The organism is Mesorhizobium sp. WSM2561 (assembly GCF_000513915.1).
Lineage (GTDB): Bacteria > Pseudomonadota > Alphaproteobacteria > Rhizobiales > Rhizobiaceae > Mesorhizobium > Mesorhizobium muleiense.
Genome location: NZ_AZUX01000053.1, coordinates 1 through 13,556 on the forward strand (window position 1 = coordinate 1; position 13,556 = coordinate 13,556).

General features: G+C 62.9%; 12 protein-coding genes. 1 reads left to right on the forward strand and 11 read right to left on the reverse strand.

Annotation, left to right across the window (positions count from 1 at the left end; genetic code table 11):
* The 8 genes from M727_RS0129045 to M727_RS0129085 form a co-directional block, all read right to left on the reverse strand.
* A partial coding sequence (locus M727_RS0129045; RefSeq protein WP_027155577.1) for a PRC-barrel domain-containing protein occupies positions 1–362 on the reverse strand: 362 nt, incomplete at its 3' end.
* Between the two features lie 160 nt (positions 363–522).
* Positions 523–804, reverse strand: a complete 282-nt coding sequence (locus M727_RS43340; RefSeq protein ID WP_245269038.1) for a hypothetical protein — start codon at positions 802–804, stop codon at positions 523–525.
* A 595-nt stretch (positions 805–1,399) separates the two neighbouring features.
* A complete protein-coding gene (locus M727_RS41890; protein ID WP_023799002.1) occupies positions 1,400–1,576 on the reverse strand; it encodes a hypothetical protein in 177 nt (58 codons plus the stop codon).
* Positions 1,577–2,073: 497 nt separating this feature from the next.
* On the reverse strand, positions 2,074–2,607 hold the full coding sequence (locus M727_RS0129065) for a dihydrofolate reductase family protein (RefSeq protein ID WP_027155551.1): 534 nt from the start codon (positions 2,605–2,607) through the stop codon (positions 2,074–2,076).
* A gap of 338 nt (positions 2,608–2,945) precedes the next feature.
* Positions 2,946–4,607: a VWA domain-containing protein gene (locus tag M727_RS0129070; protein ID WP_027155552.1), complete on the reverse strand. Its 1,662-nt coding sequence runs from the start codon at positions 4,605–4,607 to the stop codon at positions 2,946–2,948.
* Positions 4,608–4,801: 194 nt separating this feature from the next.
* On the reverse strand, positions 4,802–5,800 hold the full coding sequence (locus M727_RS0129075; RefSeq protein WP_027155553.1) for a GlxA family transcriptional regulator: 999 nt from the start codon (positions 5,798–5,800) through the stop codon (positions 4,802–4,804).
* A 19-nt stretch (positions 5,801–5,819) separates the two neighbouring features.
* Positions 5,820–6,719 carry a bifunctional methylenetetrahydrofolate dehydrogenase/methenyltetrahydrofolate cyclohydrolase FolD gene (gene folD, locus M727_RS0129080; RefSeq protein WP_027155554.1) on the reverse strand — a complete coding sequence of 300 codons (900 nt, stop codon included), beginning with the start codon at positions 6,717–6,719 and terminating at the stop codon, positions 5,820–5,822.
* A gap of 123 nt (positions 6,720–6,842) precedes the next feature.
* Entirely contained in the window at positions 6,843–9,050 is a 2,208-nt protein-coding gene (locus M727_RS0129085) for a GumC family protein (protein ID WP_027155555.1), read from the reverse strand.
* 196 nt (positions 9,051–9,246) lie between these two features.
* Between M727_RS0129085 and M727_RS0129090 the strand changes: the two genes are divergently transcribed.
* Positions 9,247–10,542 carry a lipopolysaccharide biosynthesis protein gene (locus M727_RS0129090; RefSeq protein ID WP_027155556.1) on the forward strand — a complete coding sequence of 432 codons (1,296 nt, stop codon included), beginning with the start codon at positions 9,247–9,249 and terminating at the stop codon, positions 10,540–10,542.
* Positions 10,543–10,566: 24 nt separating this feature from the next.
* Here M727_RS0129090 and M727_RS0129095 read toward each other — a convergent pair whose 3' ends face one another.
* Genes M727_RS0129095 through M727_RS0129105 form a run of 3 tightly spaced genes read right to left on the reverse strand, consistent with a single transcriptional unit; the run spans position 10,567 to position 13,486 of the window.
* A complete protein-coding gene (locus M727_RS0129095; RefSeq protein ID WP_027155557.1) occupies positions 10,567–11,490 on the reverse strand; it encodes a DUF6492 family protein in 924 nt (307 codons plus the stop codon).
* Positions 11,487–12,317: a WecB/TagA/CpsF family glycosyltransferase gene (locus M727_RS0129100; protein WP_027155558.1), complete on the reverse strand. Its 831-nt coding sequence runs from the start codon at positions 12,315–12,317 to the stop codon at positions 11,487–11,489. The genes M727_RS0129095 and M727_RS0129100 overlap by 4 nt, the downstream gene beginning before the upstream one ends.
* A complete protein-coding gene (locus M727_RS0129105; RefSeq protein WP_027155559.1) occupies positions 12,314–13,486 on the reverse strand; it encodes a glycosyltransferase family 4 protein in 1,173 nt (390 codons plus the stop codon). Before M727_RS0129105 ends, M727_RS0129100 begins: the two co-directional genes overlap by 4 nt.
* Between the last annotated feature and the right edge of the window lie 70 nt (positions 13,487–13,556).

The following is a 13,556-nucleotide window of genomic DNA, read 5'->3' on the forward strand; positions in this document are numbered from 1 at the left end:
GGTCGGACGCCGTAGTAGTCGTAAACGCGGCGGCCACTCTCGGCATTCCAGTCGAAATCCTGGTCGCGAGCATAGCGCGGAGCGCCTTCAACTTGCTCCTTCGTGATGTCAATGCGGAAGCCTGCAAGGCTCTCGTCATAGTCGAGCTTCTGCCACGGCAGCGGATAGTAGTCGTCGCCAATTCCAAGAAAACCACCAAAGCTGAGAACGGCATAGGATANCCTGCCGCCCCTCTTCTCGAGGATCAGCCTTTCGACCTGCCCGATGTGATTTCCCTGGATGTCATAGACGTTGGTGCCGACGACCATGTCGCTGGCGATAAGATCGTGGGTCTCACGAATGTCGGGGTCCTGGTTTGTCATGATTTGCTCCTTCCCGTCGGTATGGAGCAAAAACGGGTCCGTGCCCTCGAAGTTCCAAGGATTGTGCGGACCAGCCGTCAGCAATCTTCTGGCTTGAGCGAGCGAACCATCCGGGTGACGACCGGATCGTAGGCAACTTTTTGCTCCATGCTGTAGTCCATCAGAAACATGGCGGCGCGATCGCCGCAACCGTTATGCCTCTGACATATCGGATCTGGTCGTCTTTGATCCCCGAGTAACTTGCCCATTCACGCGTCAGCCGCCGATAGATGAATTTCCAGCCTTCTTTTTCGTCCTGACTGATCTGTTTCTTGACCTGAGGCAGGAAGTCGCTTTCGGCGACGTCGGTGCCCCAGACGGCGAGGAGGGCTCCGTCGGGGGATTGGAAGGCCGCGCCATCGCCGTCCTTTGAACGATGCAACAGTTCGAACTCGGGCGGCACGTCGAAAACAAACCCAAACCTTTCGATGCCGAACTGCTACCATTCCTGCGCCCCCGCCTGAGCGAAGGAGAGCATTAGCGCCGAGCAAACCAGCAGGGTTCGGCCCCATGGCCCGGTTCTCTTGTTGACCTTACACTAATGTAAACTGCGACAATGTAGGGATGTTCCGTTTTCAAGAATCGCCTCTTCAGTAGCCGCACAGGAGACGATTTTCACTGTCGCCGGAGGTTGGTAGAGTTGCACGTCGCGACCGGAAGAGGTCGCGAAATCGATGCCGCCAGGTGAAGTTCTAAACGGCAGTTTCAGACAGATCGGTTGTGCAGAATCGGCCGTTGACGTCCCAACCGGCAGAGTTGTTTAGCGCACTAAGTCCGACCTTAATGCATATCCAAGGCTTGGTGCGGGAAACCGGCATCGCCGCCGAACAAAGTCGCGAGTTCCGTGAACTTGCCAAGCGGCAAATGACCGACACGCCTGAAGTCACTGATGCGGGTGAGAACAGGCTGTGTAGGTGCTGCGGTCGGTGACCGTCAACGATCCGAATGTAAGGGTCTAGGCAGCAGGGCCGCGATACGGTTGCGGCCCTGACGTCTGATCAACCCTTGAGACGATCCTTGATCTTGTCCTCGGTCTTCCCAAGGCCCTTCTTGGTGCTTTCGTCAAGCTTGCCGGCAGTTCCGCCGGCACTCATTTTCTTGTCACCAGCCGGTTTGCCAGGCTTTGCCTTCACTTCGCCGCTTTTCGCAGAGCGCTTCACTTCATCCTTGTTCATGGTTTCTCTCCCATAGCTGGGAAACCAACATGCGCTCTCACTGAAAGTTCCAGTAGCCAAGGAAAATAAGCATGGCCGGCTCCGAAATGAAATCGATCGCACATCTCACGCGTGAACGAAGGAAAATGGGTGCGTCGATGAACGCGTTCGACGGAATGCCAAGATGGCCGGATAGTCGAAGATGCGATCAATTGGGAGCAACTCCGCCATGCCGCCAAGCTCAGGCCCCGGTCCAGGTGGGCAAGATGGACGCGGTGATGTCCGTCCGGATGACAACCAGTGTCCGCAAAAGGGGGTCGACTCCGGCCGGTGGCTGAAGGTCAGCTAACGAGGCGCGCTGCGAATGACCGGTAGTGGCGCTCCTAAGCCGTTCGGCCGATCCTCGCCGAATGGCGATCCAGTTGTGTGCGTCAAGTCTGCAAAAATGGCGTGGCATTCAGCGGTGACGTTGGCGTGTCTTTCAACCTCAAAGCGGGCCTGGTCGGCGTGGTCTGTAATCAGGCAGGAACGTAGGTCAACCTGATGACTTCCCCGCCGATTCGCTCGCTGGCCACAAGGCGGAGCTGTGGCCGAGAGCCGGCGAAGAAGGGCTTGCCGCGACCAAGCACCACGGGGTGAAGGTAGAGGCGGTATTCGTCGATCAGACCCATTTCGGTCAGGCTTTGCGCCAACTCTGGTCCGGAAGCGGAAATCTCTCCTGTTAGCTTGGCCTTTAGCCTGCGTATCACTACCTCGACCTCATCCGCGATAAGCGTGGCATTGGGACCGACCGACTTCAACGAGCGCGATACAACCCATTTCGGCTGGCGCCGCCACGCCGCCGCGAACTCGTGTTGCTCCGTACTCCACTCAGGACGGTCTTCGTCCCAATAGCGCATGGCCTCGTACATGCGGCGACCGTACACACTGCCGGTCAGGTCGCGCACGTGCTCTATCCAGTGACGAAAGAGCGCGGGACTTGGCGCAGGTAACTCCTGGTGGTCGACGTAGCCGTCGAGGGACTGGTTCATTCCGAATACGATCTTCGCCATGCTGCAAAATCTCCCCGTCGTGTCAGGTATACAAGACGAACGACAGCCAAGCGCCCCGACACATGCCCGAAAATTTTCTCTTGTGGGGCTCGTTACCCGGTTCTTGTCGCAAAATTCCCGAGTTTTGAATCGGTTTCGCGACTGACATTTGCCACGTCGCAAATCCGGATGTTCTGCGACGATCAGGCGAACAGAATGTTTTTGCGGAAATTTTTACAGCAAGCTAAACCGCGCGAAACGTCCGCGCCGCAGGCGAATATTGCGCTGCAAGATACTTGGGTTCCACATTTGGGTCAGGGGCTGGGCTTCGCGCCCCCCTTTTTAGACGTCGAATGTCCCTACTGCACCGTCAGCTCGGCTCGCTCGCCGGCTGTGATGGTCACCGTACTTTCCTTTGAGCTGTTGTCCAACATTTGCGAGACGACGGCGTAGTCGCCGGCCGGCAGCGCCGCCTGATATTTCTCGTCATAGGCGTAGCCGAGCGATTTGCGGTTGCCGTTGATGTCCTTCTTCGGATCGAAAATCTCGATCTTCGAAGCTCCTGGCGCGGTGATCGCCAGCACGCCGGCATTGATGGCGATCTGCAGATCCTGATGCTCACCGGCCTTGACGCTGAACGGCTGCTCGACGACGGCAAGGTCGACCGTCGCCGTCAGCACATAGTCATCGGGCGGCAGATCGAACTTGCTGTCGGGGCCATAGGCATAAGCCACCTCTTGCCTCGTTCCGTCGATCTTCTTTTTTGCCTTGAACACCTTGAAGCCAATGCCCGAGCCGTCGGCCTTGTCGCCGCCGGCAATGTAGTAGGCGTTGGCAACGACATGGCCGACGCCGACGATGATATCCTTGTCGACGACCTTGCCATCAGTGAGCGGGATGGTTTCGGTAACCTCGCCCTGCCCGATCCTGACCGTCACTTTCTGATCACCGGCCGGCAACACGACCTTGGTGTCGCCATAGTAGGTCGCGGGCATTTCAACGCCCGGATAGGCGATCACGACAGCCGCACCATCGGCCACATCCGCTCCCTCGCTTGGCCGCGGATGAATGATGAGCGTGCCGGCATCGAGCACGAACAGGGGTTTGTAGACCTGGCCCGCCTCGACCGTAATCTTCTGTTCGGTCCTGGCCTCGCCATGGCGCGCCACGACTGTGTAATCGCCCGGCTCCAAATTGCCTTTATAAGCTCCATATTCGGTGGCGACGTACTCGCCGCGCGTGCCGTCGGACTTTGCCTTGAAGATCTCCCAGGAATTGCCGTCGGTGACGGGATCGCCGCCATCGGCGAGCACCACGGCGGGCATGAAGTTGAACTCCGGTTTTTCCGGCGCGGCCGGCGGCTGCAGCGCAGGCGCTGGTTCGGGCGCCGGTGCAGGTGCGGCGGCGATGGTCTCGACCAGCGCGTCCTGCAGCGCCTTCTCATCCGACGCCTGGATGTATTTGCCGCCGGTGTTGTCGGCGAGGCAGGCAACCTGCTTGCCCTCGTCCGCGGTCAGGCCGAAGCCGACGACGTTTACGGTGAAGTCGACACCGGCAGCACTCAGTTCCTTGCCGAGCGCGCAGGGGTCGCCTTTGCAGGTCTCAAGCCCGTCGGTGATCAGGATGACGGTGGCCTTGTCCTCGGTGTATTTCAGCGCCTCGGCCGCCTGCCTGACGGCTGATGTCAGCGGCGTCTTGCCGAGGAATTTCAGGCTGTCGGCGGCAGTGGAAACAGCACCTGCCGAGCCGGCCTGCGGCGGCACGATGAGCTCGATGTCCTCGCAACTGCCCTTCTCGCGATGGCCATAGGCCATGAAGCCGATTTCCTTGTCGGCGGGGACCGATTGCAGCACCGTTCGCAGCGATTCGCGGGCGATTTCGAGCTTCGGCTTGCCGTCGATCTGCGCCCACATCGAACCGGAGGCGTCGAGAATGATGACGACACGGTCGGCGGCAAGGCCGAGCGTCGTCATCCACAACAGGAGCGCCGCCGCAACGATGCTCCGTGCAAGTCCCGCCATGAAATCTCCCCCCAGTCAGTGACCAGTCAGTGGCCGCCAGTTCGTCGCAGCCAGTCAGCTTCTGCCAGCCGGTCCATGCCCGCCAGTCCGTGCCCGCCAAGTCCATGCCCGCCTGGGGGGAAGCTATTTGACGCCGCGCCACGATACAAGCCCGGGCGCCGGGGCCCGTGGCGGCGCTGACTGCGCCAAACCACTCAATATGTCGTGCGCCGCTCTTCGGAAGGCGGCCGGCCAAACTGCAGCCGATAGCTCTGGGCAAAATAGGAGTGCGAGGTGAAGCCGGTTGCGATCGCCACGTCGAGGATCGGCATATTGGTCTGGCGCAGCAATTCGCGCGCCCGCTCAAGCCTGAGCCGCATGTAATAGCGGCCGGGCGTCACGCTGAGGTGGCGCAGGAACAGCCGCTCGACCTGGCGCACCGACAGGCCGGCCGACTTGGCGAGCTGCACCGCCGACAGCGGCTCGTCGAGATGATCGGCCATCAGTTCCACGATGCGGCGCAGCTTCTCCGATTTGCCGGTCAGGTCGCGCTCAGGGCCGACGCGCTGGCGGTCTCCGGCGGAGCGGATGCGCTCGTGCTGAAACTGGTTGGCGACGCCGTTGGCGAGGCTCGAGCCGAAATCGCCGCGCACGATCTCCAGCATCAGGTCGATGGAGGTGGTGCCGCCGGCGCAGGTGTAACGCTTGCGATCGATCTCGAAGACATTGCCGGTGCAGTTGATGTCGGGAAACCGTTCGACGAAGCCGGCGCGGTTTTCCCAGTGGATGGTGCAGCGATAGCCTTCGAGCTGGCCTGCCTCGGCGAGCAGATAGGAGCCGACCGACAGTGCGCCGAGCGCGTTGCCGCGCCGGCCCCAGCTGCGCAGCGCCGCCAGCACCTTGCTCTTGCCGGGAAACTCGGTGGTCAGCCCGACCGAGACGAAAAGAATATCGACCGGCGGCAGATCGGCGACAGCGTAGTCGATCTTGAGCGGCAGGCCGTTGGAGGCCATGACGGCATCGCCGTCGGCCGACACCGTCGTCCAGCCATAGAAGTCGTGGCCGAGCAGCCGGTTGGCCGACCGGAACGTGTCGATTGCGGCGGCCAGCGAGAACATGGAAAACTTGTCGACCAGCAGGAACCCGAACTGCCGGCCGCCGTGAATGGGATCATTGGTGACCGGCCGCTCTGAGGGAACAGTGAGGTTCGGCAAAGCTTTGGGCTTTCCAGGTTCAGAAAGACGGCCGTTTCAATCCGGCCGCGAGATAGGCGGAAGCTAGCGTGTTGGCCATCAGCATGGCAATGGTCATCGGTCCGACGCCGCCGGGCACAGGCGTGATGGCGCCGGCGGTCCTGGCCGCTTCCGCATAGGCGACGTCACCGACGAGACGGGTCTTGCCTTCGCCCTTTTCTGGCGCCGCGATGCGGTTGATGCCGACGTCGATGACGGTGGCGCCCGGTTTGACCCAGTCACCCCTGACCATTTCAGCTCTGCCGACAGCGGCAACGAGAATGTCGGCGGTGCGCGCCAGTGCAGCCAGGTCCTTCGTGCGGCTGTGCGCGACGGTGACGGTGCAGTTGGCGGCAAGCAGAAGATTGGCCATCGGTTTGCCGACGATATTGGAGCGGCCGACGATCACTGCATTGAGCCCGGAAAGATCCTTGCCGCGCACACGCTCGATGAGCAGCATCGAGCCGGCCGGCGTGCAAGGCACGAACGCCGTCTCCAGTTCGCCGGTGCCGAGCTTGCCGACATTGATGAAGTGGAAGCCGTCGACATCCTTTTGCGGCGCTATTGCCTGGATGACCTTGCCCGCATCGATATGGCCAGGCAATGGAAGCTGCACCAGGATGCCGTTGATGCCGGGATCGGCGTTGAGCTCGCCGATGATGGCAAGCAGTTCCTGTTCGGATATTTCGGCCGGCAGCGTGTGCTGGACCGAATGAAAGCCGCATTCCTTGGCGGTGCGGGATTTGGAGGCGACGTAAACCTGGCTCGCCGGATCCTCGCCGACGATGACCACTGCGAGACCGGGCTTGTGCGCGCCCTTTTCCATTAGTTCGATCGTCAGGGCCTTGACGCGCCGAACCACGCCTTCGGCAACGCTTTTTCCGTCAATCAACTCGGCCATCAACCACCCTCAACATCGTTCTGCTTCGGGCGGCATTCTCACGAAAATCCGACCGGGCAATCCCGTCAAAGCGCCGTCTTATGCCGCTAACTCGAAACCGATGGCTTTTATTCTAGTCGGCGCTCAGAAATAGCGCCGCGATCGGCTTTCGGTGAGTTCGCGAACCGCTTCGCGGAATTCGCGCAAGCTGGCTCGGATTTCCTCGATGGAGGCTTGCTGTTCAGCGGCTTTCGAAGCCTGATCTGCCTCGTCCGACGAGGCTCGCGGATACTGCTGCTGCGGATGAGGCACTTGCCCGGCATGGGGCGGAACGGGCGGCTGGTATGCTTTGTCTTCAATGGGTGTCCGGCGCTCTTCTGCCCTGCGGCGCGGCCGCGAATCGGCGGTTTCGCGCAGGCTCGCATAAGCGCCGCGCATGGCGCCGAGGCCGACACCGGAAGCAAGCCCCGCCAGCAGGCCGGCAAGCACCGTCATGGCGCGCGACGGTCCGTTCGGCTCGAGCGGGGCGAAGGCCTTGGAGATCACGTTGATGTTGGCAGTGTTGATGTCCTTCTGCTCGCCGGTCTCCTTGGCGCGGAGAAGATATTGCTCATAGACGGAGCGTTTGGCGGCGGCCTCGCGCTCCAGCTCGCGCAGCGTGACCAGGTCGCTGTTGACGTCGCCGCTGCGGACCTTCAACTGCGCCAGCCGGGAGGCCAGATCCTGTTCGAGCTGCACGGCGCGCCTGAGGTCGACCTGCAGCGACGAGGCGATGCGGCGCAGTTCCCCGGCGATACGCTCGCGCGATCCGGCAAGCTGGGCATTGAGCGCCTGGAGCTCGGGATGGCGCGGCCCGAGCCGGATCGCGGCGCGGTCGGCCTCCTGCTTGAGCGTCGCGTATTGCGAGCGCAACTCGCTCATGGCGTTCGAGTTGATCTCCTCCGGCAAGGTGCCGCTCAGAACCGAATTCACGTCGATCGAGCGCGCCGACGCCGCGCGGGCGTTAAGTTCCAGCGTGCGCGCGCGGGCGATGGCCAGCTGCTGGTTGAGCTTGAGCATCTCGTCGTCGCTGATCAAATGGCCTTGCGCGTCGACGAGGTCGTGCGCGGCCCTGAAATCCTCGACCTTGCGCTCGGCCGCTTCCACGCCCTTGCGCAGCTCGTCGAGCCTGCCCGTCAGCTCGTTGGTCGCGCGGCCAGCGGTGTCGGACTGGATCTGACCGAAGGTCTGCAGAAAAACATCCGTCATCGTGTTGGCGATCAGCGCCGACTTCTCGCCATTTTGCGTGGTGGCGCTTACGGAGATGACAAAGGTCTTGCCGCCGCGCTCGACCGAAAGGCTCTCCGCCAGATTGGCGACGGCCAGCGCACGGCGGCGGCCTTCACCGGCAGCCGGCCCGTCATTGCGCGACAGGACCGACCGGATGAACGTCATCATCCCCAGGCCATCGGAACCTTGCCCGTTGAACTCCGGATCATTGACGAGATTGAGCTTGTCCACGACCTTGTTCAGAACGGTACCGGAGGTGAGCACGCGAACCTGGTTCTCGACGATGGCCAGCGTCGCGTCGGACGCAACCACGGATTGCGTGAGGTCGCGGTCGGTGAGCTTCAGGTCGCGCGGGTCGACGATCAGCTCTGCCGTGGCTTCGTATTTCTTCGGCGTCGACAGCGCGATCGCGACGCCGAGCGTGGCGCCCAGTATCGTCATGGCGACGATCAGCAGCTTTGACCGGGCAACGCCGCGGACGACCTGCATCGGATCGATCAACGGCTTCCATCTGTCGTCATCCTCGCGGGAAGACCGCTGCTCGTCACCGGCGTGTCGCGGTTCGAATGCGGCGTATTGAGGCTCGGACGCTGCGTATCGGGAATCGAACGCGGCGTATCGGGGATCGAACCCGGCGTATCGAGAATCGAACGCGGCGTATCGAGGATCGGCATCGGCATGGCGGTCCTCGGAGGCGCCGGCAGCAACCGGCTCCTCCCGCGGCCTGGCGTCCGCATAGCCCGCTTCAACGGCGTCGTCGGCCTCAGGCGGCATCGGGGCGGCCGAAGCGGATACATGATCGGCTTGAAACTGGCTTGTTTCATTGTTTGCCGAGAATTCCGGAGTCACCCAGCGTTCCGGGGTCGCCGAGGGCTCCGGGGTTGCCAAGAATTCCGGATGCGCCCGCCCCTCGCGGCGTAAGCGCGCGACACGATGGCGCGTTGCGGCATCCTCGCGCCACGACGGGTCTGCCCGGTCCCCGATCGCAACCAGCGATGGTTCTTCTTCGCCGCGCAACGCCTGGCCGAGCGCCAGCAAGGACCGCTCGCGCTTCCAATCTTCACGGTTTTGCCTGTCGACCATTGTCGTGGAGCTTGCCCTTTGCGGCTTTAACGCGCGGTCAGCCATTCGTTAAACCACGCTAAACAAGTATAGGAAACAAAAGGTTAATTTCCCAGCCTTGAAGACACGGTTTCCCTCTAGGGTTGTGCCCTTCTTGAAAGCATCGAAAGCGCTCAGAACCGCGCGTTAAACTTTCCGGCCTATGCTGTCTCGACACATGACTCAGGCTGGCAGCATCCCGCAAAAACGGCTTCTCGCCCGGATCGTCGCTTTCGTCGCCGAGCGACGGCGGCTGGTACGCGACTATCTTTCGGCGATCAGTGGCGCGGGCGGGCGGCTGGTGTTTTCGCTCGCCTATTTCATCGCGCTGGGCAACACGCTGTCGATCGCCGAGTTCGGCATGTTTGCCACTGCTTCGGCGGCCGGCGTGATGCTGTCGCGCATCCTGGCCTTCGGCTTCATCTCGGCGCTTTACCGAACCGCCACCATCCGCCCCAATCTGATCGGCACCTTCACGGCCGGCTTCCTGCTGTTTGGCGCGATATCGCTGCCATTGCTGGCGGCCGCCTCCTACGGCGTCTACCTGGTCTTCTTTGCCGGCACCGTGCCGCTGTCGGTCTTTGCGGCGATCGTGTTTGCCGAGGCGTTGCTGTGGCGGCCGGTCGAGGTGGCGCTGATCGTCAACAACGGCCTCGGCAAATTCGGCCGCGCCGCCCTGCTGACGATCCTGGCGACGGCCTTGCGGGCGCTCGGCGCCGTGCTGTTCATGTTCGCGGCGCAGCCGACCATAGGGGTCTGGTCCTGGTATTACATCGGCGCCAACGCCGCCTCGCTGCTCATCGCCTTCGGATTTTTCTATCCGCGCCAAAGGCTGCGGCTGCGGCTGACGCTCTATCTGCGGCGGCTCGCCGATTCCATCTACGTGGCCGGCGCAGAGGTGCTGTTCTACCTGCAGATGGAATTCGACAAGCTGCTGGTGCTGGCGATCGGCGGCCCGCACCTCGCCGGCATCTATGCCATCATCATGCGGCTGGTCGACCTGACGGCGATCCCGATCCGCACCTTCTCGATGATGCTGGTTCAGCGCATGATGCGGGCGCCGGAACTTTTGTCGCGCCTTTCGGTCAGGAGCGGCATCGAAGGCGGCGTGTTCGCGGTCTCGACACTGGCGCTGGCGGCACTCGGCATCGTGCTGCATTTTTTCCCCAACGCGCTCGGCAGGAATGTTGCGGAGGCCGCCCCATTGGTGGTGCTGGCGATCTGCGTGCCGGGCCTGCGCAATCTCGTCGAATACCAGGCCGAGCTTCTGTTCGCGCGCGGCCAGACGCTGGTGCGGGCGATCAACCTGGCGCTGCTTGCCGGAATGAAGGCGGTGCTGCTGACTTATGTGCTGACCAACATCCTGGATACGCCCGATCTGGTGCTCTCGCTCAACGTCGTCTTCCTGCTGCTCTATCTCGCCTCGGCGCTGCTCACCTATTCGGCGATGCGCAGGCCGGCGAAGCCGGTCTAGGGATCAAGCTCGATCAACAGCAGACTAATCGAGCCCGATCAGGCGGCGGATGCGGCCGACATCGGTGCCGATGAACGACTGCATGCCGATGGCCACCTGTTGCGGCGCCATGGCGGCGACGAAACGGCGGAACTCGTCATCCGACAGCGCCTCGCCCGTCCAGTGGACGCGGCAGAACTCCTCCGAGCCATGGAAATGGCCGGCGCCGTCGAGCACGTCGTCGACATAGCGGCCGTAGATCATGCATTCGGAGAATTTGCGCGCCGCACCGACGATTTCGACCCAGTTGCGGCCATGGATCGTCTCGATCCGCGCGCACAGCGCCGTCACGGTTTGGCGGCGCCAGGCAATCAGCGTCGAAATGTAGTCGTGGGTCGAAACCTCCGATGGCTCGATGCCGAGCGCCGAACCGGCATTGCGCGACCAGATGCGATGCTCCTCATGACCCTCACCGGACAGCACGCCGTCGCGGCGGAACAGCCGCACCTTGCCATCGCGCCAGAAGGCGCTGCAGTCGAAAGGTTTTAGGAACGCCACGTCGGAATCGCAGAAGACCAGCACGTCTTCGCCGGCATGCGCCGATATCGCGATGCGGCGAAGCTGCTGCACATGCCAGCCGCGCAGCGGCTTGGTCTTCAGGCTGAGCCAGATGCGCCGGCGGAACAGGCTGAGCGGATCGTCGAAGGCATGCAGCCAGCGCGGCAACAGGTCCCGCTCGTCGACGATGGTGCGGCGATTATTCTCCAACTGACGAAACAGCGCCACGTCACGATGCTCGACAAGAATATAGTGGTGCGCCACGCCGGAAACGTAGCGGTCGATTGTGTCGCACAGCAGGCGGCAGCGCTCCAAATCCGGCGCATAGCTTGCCGTCACGACCGCCGCCGTCGGCGCCCGGGGAAGGAAATCGGCCTCCGTGTCAGGGCTCGGCACGAACCGGTTGTTCAATGATCTGCTCCGGGGCCCGCTCTGGGGCCTGCTCTGGGCCGAGTTTTGGCAGGAGCGGGCCTGCGCAAGAATTTCTGGCCGATGACGCGCCACAGGAACAGGGGATTGCCGACCACATAGCGGCGCCAGAGACGGCCCGGTTCGATCCACAACCGAAACAGCCATTCGAGCCTGAGCCGACGCATCCACAGCGGCGCCCGCGGCACCGTGCCGCTCAGGAAATCGAGCAGCGCGCCGACCGCGATCGGCAGCGTGCAGTGGCGCGCGTCGATGTGGCGCGCGATCCATAATTCCTGGCGTGGCACGCCCATGGCGACAAGCAGCACGTCCGGCCGCAATCTGGCGATGCGATCGACGATTGCCGGCTCCTCGGCGGGAGAGAAATAACCGTCATGGATGACCACGAACCGGTGCTGCAACGCGAGCGCTGCCAGCTTCTTCGACGCCGCCTCGGCGTTGACCTGGGTCGCGCCGAGCAGCCCCACGGTCATCGGCCTGGCGGACGCCTGCAGGAAGGCGGGGATGAAATCGGTGCCGTTGAGATTGTCCGGAAACGACGCCCCATAAAGCAGTTTCGCCGCCAGATCGACGCCGACACCGTCCGGCAGGATGAGAAAATCGTCGAGCGCCTCGGCAACGACCGGGTCCCCATAGGCGACATTGGCGTTGTGCGCGTTGAGAAAGGTGACCTTGGTGAAGCGCCGCTCTGCAATCAACCGGGCCAGCAGCGCGACCGCATCGTCCCAGCGGATGGCAAGGACCGGGATGCCCAGGATCGATTTCAAGCTGTCGGCACCGAAAACGGCGCGGGCGTTGTGCATATTCATGCAAACATCTCCTGGCCGACGGGCCCGAGCTTGTCCAGGCCGAGCCTGATTGCGGCATCGAGCGCCTTCAGCTGCCGGCGGTGGAAAGCGCTGCCGTCGACGTCCCCGACATCGCCCACTGCTGCTTCAAGGGCGCCGGCGAAGGCGACCGGATCATCGGTCACCACGCAATTGACCGGGCGATGGTCGATGCCGCGCAGCGAATGGCTGGTGGCGACGGAAGGCAGGCCGAGCTCGAAGGTTTCGATGGTCTTGAGCTGCACGCCGCTGCCGGAGGTGCTGATCAGCGGGATGACGGCGGCGCTGCGCACGAAAGCCTGCGCGTCCGGCACGCGGCCGACGAATTCGACGCCGGGATGCGCGGACGCGAGGCCCGACGGCATGCCGCCGGCAATCCTGACCCGGAAATCGGGCCTGAGATGCGGCACCACCTTTTCCAGGAACCAGTCGAGGCCGATGCGGTTCGGCTGCCAGGTCCAGGTGCCGATCAGCGCCGCGTCGCAGTCGACGCGGCGCGGGGTTTTTTGCACGGGCGGCTCGGCGCAAGTCACCAGCGGCAGCACCGCCGAGCGGCCATCGGAGGCGACGCCGAGCGCTGAGCGATCTTCCTCGGCCAGCGTGAAGACGAAGCGTGCCCGGCGGCAGAGCCGTTCTTCCACAGTCTTGAGCAGCCTTGCCTCACGGCGAAACAGCAGGCGCTGGAAAAGGCCGCCGGCGGCAGCGGCGTTCTCCTGCGCCGAACGATGCTCGACATTGTGGGCGACGAAAATCGACGGCCGGTCGCCGAAAAGCCTTTCGAAGGCGCCGGCGAACTGCACGGAATTCAAGACGTAGCCGTCGAAAGGGCCGGCGCGTTCGACGGCGGCGCGGACCTCGCTGGCGTTGACCACCCGCAGCTTGACCGACGCGAAAGTGAGGCCGGAGAGCATCGCCCTTGCAACCCAGGCGAGCTTTTGCAGCGATGAGGCGGTTTCGGTGCGCACATCGACAGCGCCGAGCACGATGGTGTTTTGCGGATCGCTCGCAGGCTTGCCCGGCCAGGTGAAGCCGATCACGGTGACCCGCGCGCCGGCGCGCCGCAACGCGGCGATGATCGCGGCATTGGCGATCTCGTAGCCCGAGGCAAGGGCTCCGTCGGGCACGATCGATGTGGCGAACAGCAGATGCATCTCACCTATCCTAAGCGGATACAGCTAACAAAGCGCGGTGAAGCCTTGATTAAGTGAAGATATTTGGTGG

Excerpts from the sequence above, each read along its gene's own strand:
- folD (WP_027155554.1), bottom strand. The coding sequence starts at position 6,719 with ATGGCCGAGTTGATTGACGGAAAAAGCGTTGCCGAAGGCGTGGTTCGG.
- M727_RS41890 (WP_023799002.1), bottom strand. The coding sequence starts at position 1,576 with ATGAACAAGGATGAAGTGAAGCGCTCTGCGAAAAGCGGCGAAGTGAAG.
- M727_RS0129070 (WP_027155552.1), bottom strand. The coding sequence starts at position 4,607 with ATGGCGGGACTTGCACGGAGCATCGTTGCGGCGGCGCTCCTGTTGTGG.
- M727_RS0129085 (WP_027155555.1), bottom strand. The coding sequence starts at position 9,050 with ATGGTCGACAGGCAAAACCGTGAAGATTGGAAGCGCGAGCGGTCCTTG.
- M727_RS0129100 (WP_027155558.1), bottom strand. The coding sequence starts at position 12,317 with ATGAATATGCACAACGCCCGCGCCGTTTTCGGTGCCGACAGCTTGAAA.
- M727_RS0129105 (WP_027155559.1), bottom strand. The coding sequence starts at position 13,486 with ATGCATCTGCTGTTCGCCACATCGATCGTGCCCGACGGAGCCCTTGCC.
- M727_RS0129090 (WP_027155556.1), top strand. The coding sequence starts at position 9,247 with ATGACTCAGGCTGGCAGCATCCCGCAAAAACGGCTTCTCGCCCGGATC.
- M727_RS0129065 (WP_027155551.1), bottom strand. The coding sequence starts at position 2,607 with ATGGCGAAGATCGTATTCGGAATGAACCAGTCCCTCGACGGCTACGTC.